The 19,412-nt window shown below is 43.3% G+C and carries 13 protein-coding genes; 5 read left to right on the top strand and 8 right to left on the bottom strand.

Translation table 11 applies throughout. From position 1 onward, the window contains the following. Positions 1–11: 11 nt before the first annotated feature. The 3 genes from rsxA to DWW90_RS06910 all read left to right on the top strand — a co-directional run bounded on the left by rsxA (position 12) and on the right by DWW90_RS06910 (position 4,776). Entirely contained in the window at positions 12–584 is a 573-nt protein-coding gene (rsxA, locus tag DWW90_RS06920) for an electron transport complex subunit RsxA (protein WP_115499098.1), read from the top strand. A 25-nt stretch (positions 585–609) separates the two neighbouring features. Beyond that, positions 610–1,650: a UDP-glucose 4-epimerase GalE gene (gene galE / locus DWW90_RS06915; protein WP_115499099.1), complete on the top strand. Its 1,041-nt coding sequence runs from the start codon at positions 610–612 to the stop codon at positions 1,648–1,650. 747 nt (positions 1,651–2,397) lie between these two features. Then, a complete protein-coding gene (locus DWW90_RS06910) occupies positions 2,398–4,776 on the top strand; it encodes a response regulator (RefSeq protein WP_122344457.1) in 2,379 nt (792 codons plus the stop codon). A 13-nt stretch (positions 4,777–4,789) separates the two neighbouring features. Here the strand turns inward: DWW90_RS06910 and DWW90_RS06905 are convergent, their stop codons facing one another. Beyond that, complete coding sequence (locus tag DWW90_RS06905) at positions 4,790–5,416, bottom strand: HAD family phosphatase (RefSeq protein WP_122344456.1); 627 nt, start codon at positions 5,414–5,416, stop codon at positions 4,790–4,792. 255 nt (positions 5,417–5,671) lie between these two features. Between DWW90_RS06905 and DWW90_RS06900 the strand changes: the two genes are divergently transcribed. Both DWW90_RS06900 and DWW90_RS06895 read left to right on the top strand, forming a co-directional pair. Next, the gene (locus tag DWW90_RS06900) at positions 5,672–7,036 is read left to right on the top strand and encodes a C10 family peptidase (protein WP_122344455.1); all 1,365 of its coding nucleotides are present in this window, start codon (positions 5,672–5,674) and stop codon (positions 7,034–7,036) included. Positions 7,037–7,049: 13 nt separating this feature from the next. Then, positions 7,050–7,556, top strand: coding sequence for a hypothetical protein (locus tag DWW90_RS06895; RefSeq protein WP_122344454.1), 507 nt, complete (start codon positions 7,050–7,052; stop codon positions 7,554–7,556). A gap of 198 nt (positions 7,557–7,754) precedes the next feature. Here the strand turns inward: DWW90_RS06895 and DWW90_RS06890 are convergent, their stop codons facing one another. The 7 genes from DWW90_RS06890 to DWW90_RS06860 form a co-directional block, all read right to left on the bottom strand. After that, a complete protein-coding gene (locus DWW90_RS06890) occupies positions 7,755–9,002 on the bottom strand; it encodes a DUF1015 domain-containing protein (RefSeq protein WP_122344453.1) in 1,248 nt (415 codons plus the stop codon). A gap of 17 nt (positions 9,003–9,019) precedes the next feature. Further along, positions 9,020–9,943: an NAD(P)-dependent oxidoreductase gene (locus DWW90_RS06885; RefSeq protein ID WP_122344452.1), complete on the bottom strand. Its 924-nt coding sequence runs from the start codon at positions 9,941–9,943 to the stop codon at positions 9,020–9,022. 2 nt (positions 9,944–9,945) lie between these two features. Continuing rightward, positions 9,946–11,013 (bottom strand): 3-phosphoserine/phosphohydroxythreonine transaminase, encoded by a 1,068-nt coding sequence (gene serC / locus DWW90_RS06880; RefSeq protein ID WP_122344451.1) that lies wholly within the window; start codon positions 11,011–11,013, stop codon positions 9,946–9,948. Positions 11,014–11,096: 83 nt separating this feature from the next. Next, positions 11,097–12,371 (bottom strand): replication-associated recombination protein A, encoded by a 1,275-nt coding sequence (locus DWW90_RS06875; protein ID WP_122344450.1) that lies wholly within the window; start codon positions 12,369–12,371, stop codon positions 11,097–11,099. Between the two features lie 290 nt (positions 12,372–12,661). After that, positions 12,662–13,825, bottom strand: coding sequence for a site-specific integrase (locus DWW90_RS06870; protein ID WP_122344449.1), 1,164 nt, complete (start codon positions 13,823–13,825; stop codon positions 12,662–12,664). Between the two features lie 265 nt (positions 13,826–14,090). Then, positions 14,091–15,581: a RagB/SusD family nutrient uptake outer membrane protein gene (locus DWW90_RS06865; RefSeq protein ID WP_122344448.1), complete on the bottom strand. Its 1,491-nt coding sequence runs from the start codon at positions 15,579–15,581 to the stop codon at positions 14,091–14,093. Between the two features lie 24 nt (positions 15,582–15,605). After that, positions 15,606–18,422: a TonB-dependent receptor gene (locus DWW90_RS06860; protein ID WP_122344447.1), complete on the bottom strand. Its 2,817-nt coding sequence runs from the start codon at positions 18,420–18,422 to the stop codon at positions 15,606–15,608. Between the last annotated feature and the right edge of the window lie 990 nt (positions 18,423–19,412).

Genomic DNA, 19,412 nt, shown 5'->3' with positions numbered 1-19,412 from the left:
AACCGAAAGATATGGAATATATATTGATATTTATCGCCGCCGTCTTCGTAAATAACGTTGTACTGGCACAATTCCTGGGTATCTGTCCGTTCCTGGGCGTATCCAAGAAGGTGGAAACGGCAGCCGGCATGGGGGCAGCCGTGACTTTCGTATTGACGATCGCTACCATCGTGACGTTCCTCATACAGAAATATGTTCTGGATGCATTCGGACTGGGCTTTATGCAGACCATCAGCTTCATCCTGGTCATTGCCGCTTTGGTACAGATGGTGGAAATCATCCTAAAAAAGGTATCACCGGCTCTCTACCAAGCGCTTGGGGTGTTCCTCCCGTTGATCACGACCAACTGTTGTATCCTGGGTGTAGCCATCCTTGTAATTCAAAAAGAATATAATTTATTGGAATCGGTGGTATATGCAATCTCAACTGCTATTGGATTTGCGTTAGCTTTGATTATCTTTGCAGGTGTCAGAGAACAATTGGCAATGACAAAAGTTCCCGACGGCATGAAAGGCACTCCCATCGCCCTTATCACAGCCGGCTTGCTGGCAATGGCATTCATGGGATTTTCCGGGATTGTGTAATTACTAATCTAAATAAAAAAGGAAGATGAAACAGAAGATTTTAGTAGCAGGTGGAACTGGTTACATCGGATCACACACCACAGTAGAATTGCAGAATGCAGGCTACGAAGTTGTCATTATCGACGACCTCTCTAACTCCAATATAGAAGTATTGGACGGTATCGAACGCATCACAGGCATCCGTCCTGAATTCATCAAGCTGGACCTGAAAGATAAAGAAGCGACCCGCGAAGCGTTGAAAGCCCATCCGGGAATCAAAGGTATCATCCTGTTCGCCGCCAGCAAAGCAGTGGGCGAATCCGTACAACAGCCGTTGAAATACTACCGTAACAATGTCGTTACGCTGGTCAACCTGCTGGAATTGATGCCGGAAGCCGGCATCGAAGGGATTGTGTTCTCTTCCTCCTGTACGGTTTACGGACAGCCTGATCCGGAGAACTTGCCTGTAACAGAGGACGCACCGATTAAACCGGCTACTTCTCCTTACGGAAACACAAAGCAGATCAACGAAGAGATCATCCGCGACACGATCCACGCAGGCGCTCCTTTCAAGAGCATTATCTTGCGTTACTTCAACCCGATCGGAGCACATCCGACGGCAGAGATCGGCGAATTGCCTAACGGCGTTCCGCAGAACCTGATTCCTTACCTGACACAAACCGCTATGGGTATCCGCAAAGAGTTGAGCGTATTCGGTGACGATTACGACACACCTGACGGCTCTTGTATCCGCGACTATATCAACGTTGTAGACCTGGCTAAGGCCCACGTAATCGCAATGGACCGTATGTTAGGAGGCAAGTCGCTGGCTAATGTGGAAATCTTCAACCTCGGAACCGGTAACGGCGTTTCCGTATTGGAACTGATCAACACATTCGAAGCTGCCACCGGCGTAAAAGTACCGCACAAGATCGTAGGCCGTCGCGAAGGCGATATCGAAAAGGTGTGGGCAAACCCCGAACATGCCAACAAGGTATTGGGCTGGAAAGCAACAGAAACACTTGCCGACACATTGGCTTCCGCCTGGAAATGGCAGCTGAAGCTGCGTGAACGCGGTATCATGTAATAGATTTTACATATAATTTAAAATGCCGGAAAGAGCTTCGCAGTTCTTTCCGGCATTTTTTTTCCTCTTCCCGGCTTCTGTATTTGGCAAATTTGAATCAAATATTCTTACAACTGTATCTGTATAAGCAAACGGGAAGGTCCTGATTTGCCAAGATCGCCTGAGAAATGGTATTGCAGTACTTCATGGGGTTATAGTACCGTAAAGGAATGAATAACCCGGCAGATAGAATAGACGATACGGAATGTGTACTACTTCCATACCTACCCGCTATTCATGTTACAGCCGTGAAACAAAAGAAATCCAACTGTAACATAGAAGGAAGACAGTTGTGACATAGAAAGAATACAGCCGTAACATACAATAGAGGACCGAGTTTATCTGTTATTGATTCATTATTTGCCAGATATGAACTATCCCGTTCCCGCGCTCCGACGCGGGATCGCAAGGAACAGGCTTTATCCTAAACTGGTAAATGATGATTTATGGGTCTGTAGAGATGCATGCCATCTCTACTCGTGCCGCAGGCTATTTTGCGATCCCGCGTCGGAGCGCGGGAACGGGATAGTTCACTTTTTCTTATATACGTACTATCTATCAAACAGGTCGCAACTTATAAGGACGGTGAATATATCGAAAGACGGCTAATGCGGTTGAATAATAAAGCCTTTTACACTACCACACATATTTTTTATCTATCTTTGCATCGTTTTTGCTTACAGATAAATTGAGGAGACACAAAAGAGAATGATACAAGTAGACAATAAGGGAACGAGGGCCGGTGCAAACCCATTGGCAAACCACCAATATCTTATGAACACTATCCGGACCATCTATCTGGAAGACGGAAGTGTCGAAACACAGAAAGATTGCATGCACCCTGAACTGGAAAACACCAGACAGGATTACACCAGCCTTATCAACATACTGAGAAAAGACGTCTATCCTCCGGACCGTAACCTATGGGACGAAACGGTTTCACTGGATGCTTTTCATCAAATGATAACAGAAGGATGCTTCCATAAGGCATTCGATATGCGTTTCTGCAATGAGCTTTTCGGTTTCGAATGGCGCGAAGCCTTTATCGATATCCTTGTCGACGAAGAAGGCGTGCCGGACAGGGTTGTCCTGCTCAGTCGCAATGTCAACGATTTCAGAAAATCACAAATCATTGAAACAGCCGTACAGTCAGAATACGATTATGTGATTTATATCGAAGCTTCGAAAAACAATTATGTCATGTACACTTCAGGTTCGGGAAGCGACAGCCCCCCTCCCATCGCCAGCAGCGATTACGACGGTGTGGTGGCCGAATACAACCGCCAGTATATGGCACCGGAACTGTGTGATGAAATGACCCGAAAGCTAAGCATAGCCCATGTGGATCCGATATTACGGCAATACGGCGAATACACAGTCTACGGCACCATGATAGAAAACGGCGTGAACCGGGAAAAGAAAATGCGGTTCAGCTATTTCGACAAGGAAAAGAACATCTGGCTGATGACCCGGACCGACATAACGGAAATCAAGGAAGAAAGAAAGCAGAAGCAACTGCTGCAGGAAGCCTTGGAAAGCGCAACGGCTGCCAATCGTGCCAAATCCGATTTCCTGTCACGAATGAGTCACGACGTACGCACACCCATTAATGCCATTGTGGGTATGACGGCAATAGCCAGCCTGCACATGGATGACCAGAACCGCATAGCCGACTGTCTGAAAAAAATAACCATATCCTCCAAACTTCTGTTGAATCTGATTAACGAAGTCCTGGATATGTCGAAGTTAGAAAGCGGCAAGATCATGTTGACGGAGGAGTCATTCAAACTCGATGAACTGCTGGACAGCTTATTCATAATGGTACAGCAAGCCTTTGAGGAAAAGAATCAAAAATTACTCATACATGTTACCAAGGTAAAGCATGAATGCCTGATAGGCGACGTGCAACGCATACAGCAGGCATTACTGAACATGTTGACCAACGCAATCAAATATACCCCGGAAGGCGGGCAGATACAACTATCGGTAAAAGAGAAACCTTCCGTCTATAACGGTTATGGACAATTCGAAATAGCAGTCTCGGATAACGGAATAGGTATGAAACCCGATTTCCTGGAAAAAGTATTCGAACCATTCGAACGCTCGAACGACACAGCGACCCGGAATATCCAAGGTACAGGCCTCGGCATGGCCATCAGCCGGCATATCGCCCAGATGATGAACGGAGATATCCATGTGGAAAGCGAATATGGAAAAGGCTCCACGTTTACCATGGATATTCACATCAAACTGGGAGGCGCAGATGAATACACTAACGACATATTGGTCGACTTGCCTGTATTAGTAGTGGATGACGACGATATCTCCTGCGAGATAGCCTGTGAAAATCTGTCTGAGCTGGGAATGAAACCGGAATGGGTTCTTTCCGGACAGGATGCCGTACAGAAGATCATTGACGGGAACAGCTATTTTGCTATTATCATAGACTTGATGATGCCCGGCATGAACGGTATTGAAACGGCTTGTAAAATACGGGAATATGTGGGACCGGATGTCCCCATCATTATCATATCGGCCTACGATTACTCCGGCTACGAAATCGAAGCGTTGAAGGCTGGGGTCAACGGTTTCATCAGCAAACCTATCATGAAATCCAAACTGTTCCACTTGATGAAAAAGTTTGCGACGAACAAGAAAGATGAACAGGAGACCACGATTATTATCCCTTCTGTCATCACCTCTTTCCCCGGTAAACGGATATTGGTGGTGGAAGACAACGAACTGAATCGTGAGATCGCTTATGAATTGCTGAAGGAAACCCATGCTGAAGTCGAAACAGCCTGCGACGGCCAGGAAGCCGTAGACAAAGTCGCCGCTTCCCCGGAAGGGTATTACGATTTCATCATCATGGATATACAAATGCCTGTCATGGACGGACTCGAGGCGACGAAACAAATCCGCCATCTCGACCGTAAGGATATAAGGAACTTACCAATCATAGCCATGTCTGCCAACGCTTTTGCCGAAGACGTACGGCTTAGCCTGGAAGCCGGCATGAACGAACATATCCCCAAACCGATAGATATAGAAAGACTCTACAGCATTATGGGAAGATGGTTTCGCTAATGCGAACCAGCCGTTATTTCAACAGCGCATCGACAGCCGCCCGCCAATCTTCCCCATTCCGGGGTTGGTAGGTGGCAAAGCCGAGTGAGCGCCCTACTTCAATATTACTTTTACCATCATCCACAAAAAGTGTTTCCGACGGGATAAGGCCGCTATCTTTGATCATATAATCAAAGATTCTCCGGTCAGGTTTTGTTACCCCTACTTCATATGATGTGTACATCCGGTCAAAATAGTCTCCGATCGGACGGCCTGCGGGAGTAAATCCGGTTGTCCGTGCCCATCCTTCCTGGATAATAGGGTTGGTATTGCTCAACAGATAGACATTGTAACACTCACGGAGCGCCAACAGATAATCGAGCTTGTACTGAGGCGTATCGGCAATAAACCCCAGCCAGCCATGCCTGATATCTTCATAGGTAAGGTCTTTTCCCGTATGTTCGCGAAGCTTCCGGCAGAACTCATCGGCATCAATCGTTCCGTTCTCCACTTCCAGAAAAATACCTTTTTGCTCATAAGGATCGAGCAATTGTTCGGCATCCTCCACTCCTATCTCTTTAAAGCGCTGTACAGCCTGGCTATGGTCCAGATCGATCAAGACGCCTCCCAAATCGAATACTATATTTTTTATTGTTCCCATGTTTCTCTGTCTTATTCTCGCAAACTTACATAAAAGCCTCCGGATGAGCAAATAAAAAAGAAGGCCGTATGCAGCGGGCGAAACACCCTTTGCATACGACCTTCAGTATAAATCATTTATTCACAAGTCTTAAAAAAACAAGCCTGCAAACGATAATATTATCTATTTCCTCATAAAATTAGTACACTTCAAATTTTCTTGTTATATTGCAATGTATATTATATTTTTATTATTAATCTATTACAATATATAGCCATGAAACAAACCATAAATTTATTGCTCATCTGTTGCTGTCTATTCTCGTGCAACAATGAAGAAAAGATTCTAACATCCCTTGAGATGTCGAAATCTGGAAATCCAGCCAAACAGAATTTTGTATCCAAAAGTACAGCTCAAGAAGTCGCCAATATCTTCTTTTCTGATTTTCAAAACAGTAAAAAAACAAAGAGCTGCAGATCTATAGGTTCGATTGAGCCTATCAACAACAATGCAAATGCCCCACTTGCCTATGTTATCAACTACGAAGGAGGCGGTTGGGCAATTATTAGCGCTACCAAAGACTACTATCCGATTCTGGCCTATTCAAACGAAAGTCAATTTGTCCTTGATACAACTGACATGAATGGCGGTCTGAAAATATGGCTTAATGAAACGATTCAAGCTATTGAGTCAAGCGAAAATTTCGATCCGCAAACCACTTCACAGATTGCGGTTGAATGGCTAAAGTACACCTACCAGATAACCGAACTTCAATCGGACATACCCGGAGGAAATTCACCCGAAGCGATAATGTGCCGCAATCGCCTCAAACAACTTAACGAAACTTATTATTCTGACGGATGGTCATTTACCACTCTTTCTTCCCAATCAAACGTTAATCTGCCAAGTCAAGTCTACAGCACGGCCGACCAATACGGATCACCTTATGAATATACAATTATAGGAATCAAAGATGTTAGTATCCGTACCTCAATTGACCCATTAATTACGACAACGTGGGATCAAGGTTCACCTTACAATGCACTATGCCCCAATCAAGACATGGCAGGTTGTGTCGCAATTGCCATGGCTCAGATTATGAAATTCCACAGACTTCCAACACGTTTTGATTGGAATAATATGCCCAATACCGGAGCAACATATGCAACTCAATTTTTAATTGCCGAAGTGGGAAAAGCGATAGGTACAAATTATGGAGAAGAATCTTCATCTGCAAGGATATCTAAAGCTCTTCAAGAGTTTCGTACGTATGGCTACAATGCCACTCTAAAAGATCACATTCCAAGCGAAGTCGTATTTGAAATGGCTAATTTCAAAAGACCTGTATTTATGTGTGGAGATAGAACTTTATTCAAAGGGCATGCTTGGGTATGTGATGGCTTAATACATAATTCTTCAGAATATGAATATTATGTAGAATATCTTTATAATGGTTCGTATGATAATTTCGGAGAAACATTGATTGACTTGCCTGGTGGCTTCGGTGGAATATCCTATACTTTTTTCCATATGAATTGGGGTTGGGGAGGTACGCATGACGGTTGGTATACAGGAGCAGACCCAACAAGTGATAGAGATTATAAATATCGCAGACAAAATATTTATGTAAGTCCTAAATAAAAACACAATCATCATGAAAACAACAAACTTATTATGGATACTGACCTTATTGGTCATGATATTTAGTAGATGTAACGATGGTAATGATGCACCCCCTTATACATATCATCTTAAACTAAAATTCGAGGATAACTCCGGCAAGAATTTAGTAAACGGGCTAAAGTATCAGCAGGAAAGCAGCGGCTATTCGTTCCAAGTCACAGATACGTATAAGCTGCAAGTCTCATCAACCGATGTGTCGGACCAAAAAGAAATACTCTATGTCGAAGTTGAGAACGGCCAAGCTGAATACTTGTATTTCTCATACAGCACTTTTGATTATGTGGCATCTACCATTACATGGAAACTGGTATGCCCACATATATTCGGGGATAACGAAGAACATATCATCACTTCTTATTGGGATAAAGAGAAAAATGAGGTATCTTGTGTAAAAATCACCAGTGACGACAAAGAATGCCAGACCACACAAGAACAGGGAGCAAGTGCATATACTGTCTTAATAAGGCTCACAAGATAATAGCCATATCCCGGAGCCAACAATGACTTCTGCGAATGCCTGTTCAAATATCCTTTGGTTATTCCACAAAAGTGTCCGAACGGCCAAATAAAAAAAGTGAAGGCCGTATGCTGCGGGTGAAACCACTCTTGCATACAGCCTTCATTGTAAATTTCTGTCACACAAACTCAGAAACGGTTTTGTGAATGTAAACTCATTTTATTCCAGCTTATGGATAACCAAACCTGAACGCAGTTTAGGTTCGAACCAGGTCGTCTTAGGAGGCATGATATTACCGGTATCGGCAATATCCATCAACTGTTTCATCGTAACGGGATAAAGGGCCAAAGCCACCTTCATCTCGCCATTGTCCACACGGTTTTTCAATTCTCCCAGACCGCGGATACCACCGACGAAGTCGATACGCTTGTCCGAACGGAGGTCTTTTATGCCTAAGATTTCATCCAGGATCAGATTGGAAGAGATCGTTACATCCAGTACTCCGATCGGATCACTGTCGTTATACGTGCCCTGCTTAGCGGTCAGCGAATACCATTTTCCACCCAAATAGAGCGAGAAGTTATGCAAAGCAGCAGGTTTATAAATATCCGTACCTTTTTCTTCCACAATGAAGTTCTTACCCAACTTAGCCAGGAACTCTTCTTCCGACAAGCCGTTCAGGTCTTTCACTACCCGGTTATAGTCGATAATGGTCAACTGGTTTGCCGGGAAGCAGACAGCCATAAAATAGTTATACTCTTCGTCTCCCTTATGAGCAGGATTCTGTTTTGCTTTTTCAGCACCGACCAGAGCGGCGGCGGCAGAACGATGGTGGCCATCGGCAATATACAAGGAAGGCATCTCACCGAACAGTTCTGTAATGCGGGCGATATCGGCATCATCGTCAATAATCCAGAATGTATGTCCGAAGCCATCATCTTTTGCCACGAAATCATATTCCGGAGCGCGGGATGTATATTTGGCTACAATCCTGTCCAGTTCGGCATTATCGGGATAAGCAAAGAACACCGGTTCGATGTTGGCATTGTTCACACGGACATGCTTCATGCGGTCTTCCTCCTTGTCACGACGCGTCAATTCGTGTTTCTTAATAATGCCATTCATATAATCGGGCACATAAGCGCCGACAACCAGACCGTATTGCGTTTTACCGTTCATTGTCTGGGCATATACATAGTAACACTCCTTCTTATCCTGAACCAGCCAGCCTTTTTCCTGGAACATGCTGAAATTTGCAGCAGCTTTCAGATAAACGGCAGGATCATGCTCATCCGTTCCGACCGGAAAGTCGATCTCCGGTTTGATGATATGATAGAGCGATTTCTCGTTTCCTTTCGCTTCTTCACGTGCTTCTGCCGAATTCAACACATCATAAGGACGGGATGCAACCTGTTCAATTAAATCTTTCGGAGGGCGGATACCCTTAAAAGGTTTGATTCGTGCCATGGTATGATTCCTTTCTTTTACTTGTTAACGCGGAACTTTTCACATCCTTCTTTCAAGAAACCTTCGATCTGCTTAGCGGCAGCAATACCGGCATTGATATTGGCTTCGGCAGTCTGTGCACCCATCTTCTTTGGAGTGGAGAAATAGCGACCGGCAAACTTGGCGGCAAACTCTTCGTTGGCTGCCGGCATAATATCGGTCATATATTTCAGATCTGTACGTTCTTCCATCAGCTTGATCAACTCAGCTTCGTTGATCACCTCCTTACGGGCCGTATTTACTAATAAACCGCCTTTCGGCATCTTGCCGACCAGAGCATAATTGATGGAATTCTTTGTCTCGGCTGTTGCCGGGATATGCAAAGAGACAACATCACAAGTTGCATAAAGCTCCTCTTGGGAAGCAACCGGCTTCACCCCGTCCGCTTCGATAGCAGATGCCGGACAGAAAGCGTCGAAAGCATAGATTTCCATACCGAAACCTTTCGCAATGCGAGCCACATTGCGGCCTACATTACCATACGCATGGATACCTAATTTCTTTCCTTTCAATTCTGTTCCGGAAGTACCGTTATAGAAGTTACGGACAGCCATTACCATCATACCGAAAGCCAATTCGGCAACGGCATTCGAGTTTTGTCCCGGTGTATTCATCACGCAAACATTGTGGGCTGTTGCGGCAGCCAGGTCCACGTTGTCATAACCGGCTCCGGCACGTACCACGATCTTCAACTGTTTGGCAGCGTCCAAGACTTCGGCATCAATAATATCACTACGGATAATGATAGCATCCACATCTTTAACAGCTTCCAGCAGTTTTGCTTTTTCACCGTATTTCTCCAACAGGATCAGTTCGTCACCTACACCTTCCACGACTTCGCGGATACCTTTCACAGCTACCGCTGCGAAAGGTTTATCTGTTGCTACTAATATCTTTGCCATAATTAATGCTTTCTTTCAAATTCTTTCATACATGCGATCAAAGCCTCAACGCTGCTCTTCGGCATTGCGTTATACAGAGAAGCGCGGAAACCGCCTACAGAACGGTGCCCCTTGATTCCGACCATACCAGCGGCAGTTGCAAATTTGCTAAATTCGTCTTCCAGTTCCTTATATTCGTCGTTCATGATGAAACATACGTTCATGATGGAACGGTCTTCTACGGCTACCGTACCTTTGAACAATTTGTTACGGTCGATTTCGTCATACAGGATAGCTGCATTTTCCATATCTTTCTTTTCCATAGCAGCGATACCGCCCTGTTCCTTATACCATTTCAAGGTCTGCAAAGCAGCGTAGATAGGCAATACGGGAGGAGTATTGAACATGGAATCCTTTTTGATATGCGTGTTGTAATTCAGCATAGTCGGTATCGGACGATCCACATGTCCCAAAGCATCCTGACGCACGATCACCAGCGTTACACCGGCAGGAGCCAGATTCTTCTGTGCACCGGCATAAATAATGTCATACTTGGAGACATCGATCGGACGGGAGAAAATATCAGACGACATATCACATACCAATGGAACCTTTACGTCCGGATCCTTACGTGTTTCCGTACCATAAATAGTGTTATTGGATGTATAATGGAAATAATCGGAATCTTCTGCAATCGTATAATCTTTAGGAATATACGTATAGTTCGCATCCTTTGAGGAGGCAACTACGTCCACTTCGCCGAACAACTTTGCTTCCTTGATCGCATTGGATGCCCACGTTCCGGTATCAATGTAAGAAGCTTTCTTCTTTAAAAGGTTGTAAGGCACCATACAGAACTGCAGACTGGCGCCACCGCCCAAAAAGACTACATCGTAGCCGGCAGGAACATCCAGTAACTCTTTGATTAATGCACGCGCTTCGTCATTTACGGCAACAAATTCTTTACTTCTGTGGGAGATTTCAAGAAGGGATAAATCCATACCCGCAAAGTTCTCTACAGCTGCAGCCGTATTTTTAATTGTAAACTCGCTCAAGATAGAGGGACCTGCATAAAAATTGTGCTTCTTCATACCAATGTCTTTTTAATGTTATATAATTCAAGTAACTAATTTCCCAAAAACAGACGGCTAATGTACAAATTAAATTGAAAACCTTAGTACCGATCACCCCACAAACGTCTCATCTGTTCGATCAGTTTGTGTTCGGCCGGATTTTCCTGTCCTTTCCACAGCCGTTCGTTCAAAATCTCTTTTGGAAGGAACTCCTGCTTGACAAAATGATTTTCATAATCATGTGCATATTTGTAGTCTTTCCCGTAATTCAATTCAGCCATCAATTTGGTCGGCGCATTACGCAAATGAAGGGGAACGGGAAGGTTTCCCGTGCGATTCACCAGTTCCAACGCGTCATTGATCGCCATATAAGCCGAATTACTTTTAGGGCTGCATGCCAGATAGACGGTCGTTTCCGCTAAAATAATCCGTCCTTCGGGCCAGCCGATTTTCTTTAAGGCTTCAAAACAAGCATTTGCCAACAATAGAGCATTCGGATTCGCTAATCCGATATCTTCCGATGCTGAAATAACCAGACGACGGGCTATAAATTCCGGATCTTCCCCACCGGCCACCATACGTGCCAGCCAGTAAACAGCCGCATCCGGATCACTTCCCCTGATGGATTTGATGAAAGCGGATATAATGTCATAATGCATCTCTCCTCCTTTATCGTACGCCGCCGGATTCTCCTGCAAGCGTTCCACCACCTTCTCATCCGTTATTTCAATCTTTTCATTACCTTCTTCCGCAGCTACTACAAGCTCCAGGATATTCAGCAATTTCCGGGCGTCACCTCCGGAATAGCGCAACACGGCGTCCGTTTCAGTCAGCACGATGTTCATATCCTTCAGCACCACATCCTCCGTAACCGCCTTATTTAACAGAGTCAGCAAATCGTCCTTTTCCAAAGATTTCAACACATATACCTGGCAACGTGAAAGCAACGGACGGATCACCTCGAATGAAGGATTCTCCGTTGTAGCTCCGATCAATGTGACCACCCCTGTCTCTACCGCATTCAGCAGGGAATCCTGCTGCGACTTGCTGAAACGATGTATTTCATCTATAAACAGGATCGGTGAAACGGTATTGAAAAAACGATTACTCTTTGCTTTTTCTATCACTTCACGCACATCCTTCACGCCTGAACTGATTGCGCTCAATGTATAGAACGGTGCTTCCAGCTTATTTGAAATAATCTGCGCCAGCGTTGTCTTTCCAACTCCCGGAGGTCCCCACAATATAAAAGAAGGGACACGTCCCGCATCAATCATCTTTCTTAGAACAGCCCCCGAACCTACCAGGTGTTTCTGTCCAATATAATCGTCCAACGTTTTCGGACGTAACCTCTCTGCTAACGGTTGACTCATCATGTTGGCAAAAGTCGTATATTTTATTTACTTTTCAAAGTATAAACGCCGTAAAAATTCAAGATAATTTTGATGTTTGACAGCAGAAAAATATGATAAAAAGTAAGCACACACAGCAACACACCACGTGAGCGAGCACAAAATGCTATCAATTTGTCAAAAACAAGATCTATTTCAGGCTAAAAACGCCTTGTTCCCGCACTTGACGTGAGACAGCAAAAAAGCAAGCCTTATCCAAGTTCGTGATTATGCGGCCAAGCTTAATGCAACCCCGCTTCAAGCGCGGGAACAGGCTACTTCAGACTGATATTTTCCAGATCACGGATTACAGTCATATCCATAATATCGCTATAAATCTCCGTCGCCCTTACACTTTTATGTCCCAACAGCTTCTGAACCGTCGTGATATTCGCCCCATTATACAATAACAAGGTCGCATTTGTATGACGCGCCATATGAAAAGACAGGTTTTTATCTACTTCCGCCAATCGGCAGATACGCTTCAATTGCTTATTCACATTCGAGTTAGCCGAAGCGGATACGCCAAACAGAGTCTTGGAATAACGCCTGCGGTAGCGTTCATAAATGGCAAGCGCCTTTCCGTCAAACAATAAGAATAAAGGCAAACGGACATTCACGTCTGTTTTTACAGAAGAATAAACCAACCATAATTTGTCATCGATCAAATGGAAATTATCCGGTGTGATATTCACGATATCGGAAAAACGAAGCCCGGTGTAACAACTAAACAGAAACATATCGAGCGTCCGCCTGAGTGTTCGTTGCAATTTAGAGGCAGCTTTCTCCAACAACCCCAACTCCTCCGGAGTAAGATGCCCACGCTTGCTTTCCATATATTTAATCTTATACTTGCGAAACGGGTATCTCTGCAAATCAAACAAATCCTTATTTATAGCCAGATTGACATATCTTTTCAAATGCTTCATATGCTTGGCTATCGTATTCCTGTGGTAGCTATGTTCGAGAAGAAAATGCTCGAAGTCACAAAGGAAATTAAATGTAAGATCATCAAAAGCCACCTCCGGCTGAAACTGGCATAACACCTGTAAAGTCGAGAGATGGTTTTTCAACGTCGACAACCTGAGATTACTATGTTCAATCTCATTTTTCATAAAAGAAATAAAAGAAGAAGAGTCATAATCACCCCTTTCCCTCAAATATTTCAAAGAAAACGGGCGTCCGCTCTGGATCATATCCAATTCGATCCGTTCCAAATAAGAAATATAATCTTTAATGTACTGATTAAGTTCATCCATATTAGGATGATTTCTTACAGTTTTCCGCTTGCTATCCCACTGAGTGGGCTTCACATAGATTTTTGTTGAAAAATACTTTTTTTGCCTGTTCAGATAGGCTTCTACCTGAATCAAAGCTTTTCCTTCCGCATTCAATCTTTTTTTCCGATTGAACACCAGATTGTAAATAACTTTTTCCATAATACACATTATTTTCTGAATGAGAACACGAAGGAACAATAATAAGTTCTTTCTTTCATATGAGACAAACTAAAAGTTTGTTATATTTTGTGTATCAATAGAATATATATTCGTCAAAAACAGTAGTACTAAATTAACATTAGGGCATAAAAAAGAGGCGTACCGTGTCATCGGCACACCTCTTCTTCTCATTTTTAAATATTATTTAATCTTCAACTTTGCCCTGTCGACAGCCCTATTGTCGGGCTGTCATAATCAGAAATTCTCAATAACCCGGATTCTGCTGTTTGGCAATATTGGGGTTTGCGTTAGTTTCACTTACCGGAATCGGCAGGATTGCACGGAAATAAGTACGATCGAATTTCTGAGATTCAGGTTCCAGCGAATAGTGGTAACCTTTGTCTGATTCGCTTGTATAGCGAACAATCGTTTCGTTATTTCTCATTGCATCGAAGAAACGCTGTCCTTCACCAACCAACTCTTTGCGACGTTCGATAATGATACGGGCCAGAGTTGCGTCAGCATCAGCAATTGTTGCGGCATTCGGATTTGCTCTCTTTACAATCTCATTCAGATATTTTGCGGCAGTTGCGTTATCGCCGGTCTTGGCTGCTGCTTCCGCTGCATTCAGATAAACTTCTGACAAACGGATAACCGGCAGGTTGTTCAGACGCATATCACCGGATTTATCTGCCGGGAACTTATTCACGAATATTTTTGCATCACCATATATCTTGGCCAAGTCTTCATCAAATCGTACAGGCAGAATAATACCGTTACGAACGTCATTCGGATCTTGTCCCAGCATATCGCTGAACGTCTTTGTTACGATAGCATCAGCGTAGCCATCTTCATTGTACAGGTAAGCAATGCCTTCGCGATCGCCCCAGTCATCAGAACTTTCGTTGATAATTTCGAACAACATTTCATTTGTATGAGCGCCGTTATCTTTGTTCCATGCATCGACATATTCAGCGTTCTTCCATAAAGAGTACGGAGAATTCTTGATTACGTCTTCTGCCATTTCCAAAGCTTCCTTATTTTTGTTCATGGTCAGATAAACTCTGGAAAGAAGGGCTTTTGCTGTCCATACCGTAACATATCCGTTATTCTTTCCTGTTTCCATAAAGCCGCTTCCAATTGCTTCCGTGATGTCTTTAACGACTTGTGTGTACACTTCAGCAACAGTGTTACGAGTCGGCAACTGATCGCTTTCTAACGGTTGCAACATTACCGGAACACCCAATGAAGCACCTTCGTCTGCCGTATAGGGAAGACCGTAGATTCTGACAAGATCGAAATGTACAAGAGCACGAACAACCTTTGCCTCTGCGTAAATCATACCGATTTCTTCATCGCTGGCATCAGTCACCATCTTTTTATCGATCGCTTCGATCAGACGGTTTGCACGGCGGATAACGTTGTAAGGAACGTTCCACATATTAGGAGCGTTGTCCACCGTATATCTCATTTCGTAGCATGAAGAAGAGCGCATACCCTGATCTCTGGCCTGCATATCGTCTCCACGCACGTCGCCGTAATAGAACATACGGGCAGCATAGTAACTATTATATGTGGAGTTTCCCTGTAAGCCGTCATACATACCAAAGTAAGCAGTAACAGCATCACTATAGTTTGTTATAGCCTGGGAAGTTTCAATACCATCAGACGGTTCGCGGTCCAGCCAATCGTTTCCACAAGCCGTGAATGTCAAAACAGCCAGTGCCAATGTGAATGATTTATATATCTTTTTCATATTGTTCTTATGATTTGTTTAAAATTAGAAACCAAGTTCGATACCAAAAGTTACGGTTCTGAGAGCCGGAGTTTCGAATGTACAAAGCCCGTCTACAGGTACTTCAGGATCAACATAAAGATCTTTGGATTTCCATGTCAGCAGGTTATTACCAGAGATATAAGCTCTTAGCTTTTCGATACCGGCTTTTCTAACCCAATTCTGCGGTAAAGTAAAACCGACAGTCATGTTTTTCAGACGCAGATGATTGGTCGACATCATCCATCTTGAGGAATTTATGTTTTTGTTGCCATAAGCGAACTGCGGCAATTTTGCATTATCACCCGGCTTCTGCCATGTCTCCTCCATCTTATAATAAGACGGAACGTTTCCTACATAATTATATGTACCGCCATTGCTCTGTAACCAGGTAGCATAGTCGTATGCATGTCCGCCTAAAGAATAAGTCAATGTAAAGTTAAAATCGATGAACTTCCAACCAATGTAGTTTGTCAAACCGCCCTGTACTTTCGGATCCACATTACCGATAATCACTTTATTTGCCAGGGCAGAGTTTGTTGTTGTTTCACGGCTGCCATCTTTATTCACATAATACATTTCCTTACCGGTTTCAGGATCGACTCCGGCATATTCGTATGCATAGAAAGAATAATAAGGCTCACCTACTTTGTGGATCGATACACCACTGATAATCTGGTCTTGTTCGCCATTCAATTTAGTCAGTGTATTCTTGTTATGACCCAAATTCAAAGATGTTGTCCACGTCAGGTTTTCATTCTGGATGTTAGTAGACTTAATTTCCAATTCGAAGCCACGGTTTCTCATAGAACCGATATTCAGCAACTTAGATGCAGTACCGTTGCCATCTATAATACCTAAAGCAGCGGAGATCGGTTTGTCCATGATCAAATCTTTTGTATCACGGTTATACCATTCTGCAGAAATTGAAACCTTATTGAATAAGGTAACATCCAATCCCACGTTTGTAGCATGGTTCTTTTCCCATTTCAAATCATTGTTAAAGAAGGTAGATTCAGCAGAACCACCAAAGCCGTTATAGTTATAACCATATTGGAACAAGCCCATATATGCGTAGTAATCAGTTGGCTGAGTTCCGTTCAAACCATAAGATACACGTATCTTTGCATCGCTGATAATCTCTGACAAAGATTCCATAAAAGCCTCACGCGACAGTCTCCATGATCCAGATACGGACCAGAAGTCTCCCCATCGGCTATCACGTGATAGCCGAGAACTACCGTCACGACGGTAGCTGGCACTGGCATAGTATCTGCTGTCGAAATCATAATTGATACGTCCCAGGTAAGAAACCATGCGATACCCTTTTTTCAAGCTTGAAGAACGAGTCAAACCGGCATTTGCAATTTCTTCTTTATAAGAAGGATATTGAGAACCGTTAGAGTAAGTATAATCCAGCTCATAATCTTCTGTTTCGTAACCCAACAGGATATCCAGATTGTGTTTTTCTGCGATAGTCTTGTTGTAAGTCAACTGAGTCTGCGTATTGAACTTGCTACGGTTCTGCATATAACGCTGGTAAACACCTTTAGCAGTACGTCCATCATTGGAACGCGGATCCCACCATGCACGGCTGTTACTCTGGTTGAAGTCATAACTCAAAACTTCCTTGATATTCAGATTATCCCAAATATTCCAAGTTGCAGCAACCGAACCCAAGAAGCGGTTTACCTTATTCTTGTTATAGTTGTAAGTGGCTGTTTGCAGCGGGTTCGCGCCGTTCAGAGCCGGGAATTTAGTAGACCACGTCCCATCCTCGTTGTACGGGAAAGTAGAAGGAGAAGCCGTCATAGCCAAACACATGATCGGGCTGGCGTAGCTGGTTCCCTCATTGTTTACGTCTTGAGTAGACAATGAATATAATGTATTTGCTTCCAGAGTGATTCGTCCAGCTTTGTGAGTCAGGTTTGCACGTCCGGTTACGCGTTCGTAAGCAGATTGCAAAGTGATACCATCTTGTTTTGCATAAGATAATGAAGAATAGAACTTCGTTTTGTCATTACCTCCTTGCGCATTCACTTCGTAATTCTGATGCGAACCGTTACGGAACAAAACGTCTTTCCAGTTCGTATATCCACTCCAAGGCTCTGCGGCATAAGAATCGATATTCCTGTCTGCCAAAGATGTGGCGGCAGTTTCATCCATACCACTGTTTAATCCGTAGTTTTTGAAACCCATATACAGAATATCACGTCTGTCGGCGCCATTCAAGATCGGACGGTAATCGATAGCCATGTTTGAGAAACCCCAGTCAGCTCTGGCCGTAAATTTAGTTTTACCAGCCATACCTTTTTTAGTTGTAATAACGATTACACCGTTTGCAGCACGTGAACCGTAAAGAGAAGCAGCAGCTGCATCTTTGATAACAGTCATTGACTCGATATCATTACTGTTTAAGTTTGAAAGCATACTGCTTCCTGCATCATCGTAGCTAAAACCATTACTGTTACCAGTCATCATCGGAACTCCGTCAATAACATAAAGAGGGTCGTTACTTGCATTGATAGAACCCATACCACGAATGCGGACAGATTCCACAGCACCCGGCTGTCCGGATGTAGAAGTGATCTGAACACCAGAAACAGCACCAGCCAATTTAGACTGTACGCTTAATGACGGTACATCTTGTAACTTCTCCGTAGTAACACTTGATGCGGCACCTGTAAATGATGATTTTTTAAAGTTTCCATAACCTGTCACCACCACTTCGTCCAATAATTCCACATCAGAACTTAATTCGATGTGCAAAACCGGTTTTACACCGATTTCCAAGGCCTTCATTCCTACGAAGGAAACTACCAGAGTCTTTGCAGAACTACGAATCGAGCCAACTCATTCATTTACAAGATTATACCTCTTTGGTGGCTTTCAAATACACCTGTAGTATTAGATCGATAATCAAGCTTTATGTTTTGTGTAAAAGACTAATTAATAAAACAATATCTAATATCCTGCAATATCAGAATGAGCCTTAATTTTTAAAAGTTCTACTAAATAAATATCGATTCCTAAATGGGGGTTATTGTATAAAACGTATTTTTCCGGCAAAAAAGAGATCTGAAACCAAACAAATGTTAATCCACTTTTTAGACCTCAAAAAGGGACTTTTTCCTCTTTTTTGAGCGTTTCCAGCAATTACGACCGTCCTCTTTGCCATTACGACCGTGCTGATAGGTAGTGCACTCGGCACCTCGTGAAGATTAGAACGGTCGTAATGGAGATTAGGACGGTCATAATTGAAAAGAGGACCGTCTTTAGGGCAAAAAAGCCCCTAAATTTCCTTGAGATATTTGGAACGCCGTCCGTTTTATTTTCAAATATTCGATTCTCCGGGAGTTAAGCTTTATCACTTTGCTGGTGTTTCTGGTTTTCGGTAATCAAATTGCACACTTTTCGGGATGGTCTCGGCAGCTTATTTCGCCTGCTGTCAGTCAAAAAGATTAAATCCGTGAAAAAAGTCAATTCAAAATTGATCAAGATTTCGGATGAAATAGAAAAACGGTCAAAAAGGGGGTTCTTGTATTTTTTAGATTATTTTTCCGGACCAGATAGGTCGTTCTGTTAACTTTCCCCCAAGCATCGTTTTATGTTTGTAACTACATAATCCCATATTTCTATAATTGCATATCTACATTTCTATAAAAACAGATTTGTGCTCCCGCAAATATAAATTGACATATCTTCTTTCTTTGATAACAAATCTCAAATTCATTTTCTACCTATGTAGACCCCAACCATATATTCAGGCTTCTAAATCCCTTAGTTTTGGCGTTGAGGGTAGAGGTTAAAAAT

The organism is Parabacteroides sp. AF17-28 (assembly GCF_003479205.1).
Classification (GTDB): domain Bacteria; phylum Bacteroidota; class Bacteroidia; order Bacteroidales; family Tannerellaceae; genus Parabacteroides; species Parabacteroides acidifaciens.
The sequence above is the reverse complement of the archived record's forward strand: the minus strand, read 5'-3'. Positions and strand labels throughout refer to the sequence as shown.

Excerpts from the sequence above, each read along its gene's own strand:
- rsxA (WP_115499098.1), top strand. The coding sequence starts at position 12 with ATGGAATATATATTGATATTTATCGCCGCCGTCTTCGTAAATAACGTT.
- galE (WP_115499099.1), top strand. The coding sequence starts at position 610 with ATGAAACAGAAGATTTTAGTAGCAGGTGGAACTGGTTACATCGGATCA.
- DWW90_RS06910 (WP_122344457.1), top strand. The coding sequence starts at position 2,398 with ATGATACAAGTAGACAATAAGGGAACGAGGGCCGGTGCAAACCCATTG.
- DWW90_RS06905 (WP_122344456.1), bottom strand. The coding sequence starts at position 5,416 with ATGGGAACAATAAAAAATATAGTATTCGATTTGGGAGGCGTCTTGATC.
- DWW90_RS06900 (WP_122344455.1), top strand. The coding sequence starts at position 5,672 with ATGAAACAAACCATAAATTTATTGCTCATCTGTTGCTGTCTATTCTCG.
- DWW90_RS06895 (WP_122344454.1), top strand. The coding sequence starts at position 7,050 with ATGAAAACAACAAACTTATTATGGATACTGACCTTATTGGTCATGATA.
- DWW90_RS06890 (WP_122344453.1), bottom strand. The coding sequence starts at position 9,002 with ATGGCACGAATCAAACCTTTTAAGGGTATCCGCCCTCCGAAAGATTTA.
- DWW90_RS06885 (WP_122344452.1), bottom strand. The coding sequence starts at position 9,943 with ATGGCAAAGATATTAGTAGCAACAGATAAACCTTTCGCAGCGGTAGCT.
- serC (WP_122344451.1), bottom strand. The coding sequence starts at position 11,013 with ATGAAGAAGCACAATTTTTATGCAGGTCCCTCTATCTTGAGCGAGTTT.
- DWW90_RS06875 (WP_122344450.1), bottom strand. The coding sequence starts at position 12,371 with ATGATGAGTCAACCGTTAGCAGAGAGGTTACGTCCGAAAACGTTGGAC.
- DWW90_RS06870 (WP_122344449.1), bottom strand. The coding sequence starts at position 13,825 with ATGGAAAAAGTTATTTACAATCTGGTGTTCAATCGGAAAAAAAGATTG.
- DWW90_RS06865 (WP_122344448.1), bottom strand. The coding sequence starts at position 15,581 with ATGAAAAAGATATATAAATCATTCACATTGGCACTGGCTGTTTTGACA.